Annotated in this window: 1 protein-coding gene; it reads right to left on the bottom strand. The window is 72.1% G+C overall.

The genetic code is table 11. The features are described 5' to 3' along the window. On the bottom strand, nucleotides 1–922 hold a 922-nt coding region (murQ, locus tag PROKR_RS29765), incomplete at its 3' end, for an N-acetylmuramic acid 6-phosphate etherase (protein WP_084800776.1). Nucleotides 923–1,676 lie beyond the last annotated feature (754 nt).

Raw genomic sequence — 1,676 nt, forward strand, 5'->3', positions numbered from 1 at the left:
GCACCGACGGCCCGCTGACCCCACCGGGCTCGACGGCGAGCGCCGCCACGGCAGCGGACCGGTCGACGCCCGCGACGAGCATGACGAGCGCGGCCCGCAGGTCGCCGTCGGTCGCCGCGAGCGCGTTCTCGCACACGTCGGCCTCCAGGTCCGTGGCCTGCGTGAGCAGGCGTACCAGGCGCTTGCGCAGCTTCTCGTTGGTGGCGAGCACCTCGACCATGAGGTTGGAGTAGGTCTTCCCGAGCCGCACCATGACCGCCGTCGAGAAGGTGTTCAGCACCATCTTCTGGGCGGTGCCCGCCTTCATGCGGGTGGACCCCGTGATGGCCTCCGGCCCCGTGTTCACCAGGATCGGCACGTCGGCCTTCGGCGCCAGGGCGGCGAAGGGGTTGGACGCGAGCAGCACGGTGCGTGCCCCGCGCGAGCGGCCCATGTCGAGCGCTCCCCCGACGTAGGGGGTGTTCCCGCTGGCCGCGATGCCGAACACGACGTCAGCGGGCCCGACGTCGGACACGAGCACGGCGCCCGCCTCGACGTCGTCCTCGGCACCCTCCGCCGCCTTCTTGAAGGCGCCCAGGCCGCCGGCCAGGTGCGGCACGAACATCTCCTCGCCCACGCCGTAGGTGGGCAGGAGCTCGGCCGCGTCGAGCAGGCCCATGCGGCCCGACGTGCCCGAGCCGACGTAGTGCACCCGTCCCCCGGCGCGGATCCCCTCCACCGCGAGGTCGATCGCCTCGACGATGCGCGGGTGTGCCGCGCGCACCGCGGCGATGACGGCGGCGTCCTCGTCGGTGATCATGCGCACCATGTCCGCCGTGGAGACCACGTCGATGTCACGGGTGCGCGGGTTGCGCTCCTCGGTGGGTGAGACCGGGCGCGGCGCCGACTGTGCGTGCCGTTCGAATCCCGCCTCCGCGATCATCGGTGAGCCCCCTTCGTTCTTCTTGCTCTGTGCTCTTGGACTTCGTGCTCGTCCGGACCTCGTGCTCGTCCGGACCTCCTGCTCGTCGTTCATGACTGCTCTACCGCGACTTCTCGACTGCTCCTGCCCGACCGCGACCGCTCAAGCGCGCCACGGCCGCCGCGGCGTTTGCCCGCCCGGTCCCGCACGCCACCACGACCGCGGGGCCCCCACCGCTCAGCGTCCCGAACCAGTCCCCGACCGGCCCCGGGAGTCCCGTGTGCACCACCACCAGGTCCGGCCGGACGGCGTACAGCCGCTCCAGCCGGGCGTGTTCCACTGAACCCGGGACAGGTTCCCGGGTGATCACGACAAGCGGCTCGGCACCACGCGGAGCACTCGCGGGATCCTCCGTAGGAGGCCGCCCAGGAAATTCTGCGCCATGTTCGGTACCGATCCTGTCGAGATCCGCCGATACACCGTACCGGGTGAATCGGGCAATAAGCACTGGAAGTCCATCATCGTCCAGTCCGGGCCACTGGGACGACCCCCCGGGCGGGTCCGTCTCCGGGAACATCCTGGCCCCGGGCCACCGGGCGGCGACCGCGGTCTGGACGTGCCGGGTCTTGCGTCCGGCGGCGTGGTCCAGCCGGACCCGCAGGTCGACGACGTCGGGCGCGGCGTCGGGCCCGAGCGGCACCAGACCCGCACCTGACACGTGCACGACGGCGTCGGCGATGCCTGCCCCGAGCTCGGCAAGGTCCGCGGGCGCCTG

It is taken from the genome of Promicromonospora kroppenstedtii DSM 19349 (assembly GCF_000515355.1).
Classification (GTDB): domain Bacteria; phylum Actinomycetota; class Actinomycetes; order Actinomycetales; family Cellulomonadaceae; genus Promicromonospora; species Promicromonospora kroppenstedtii.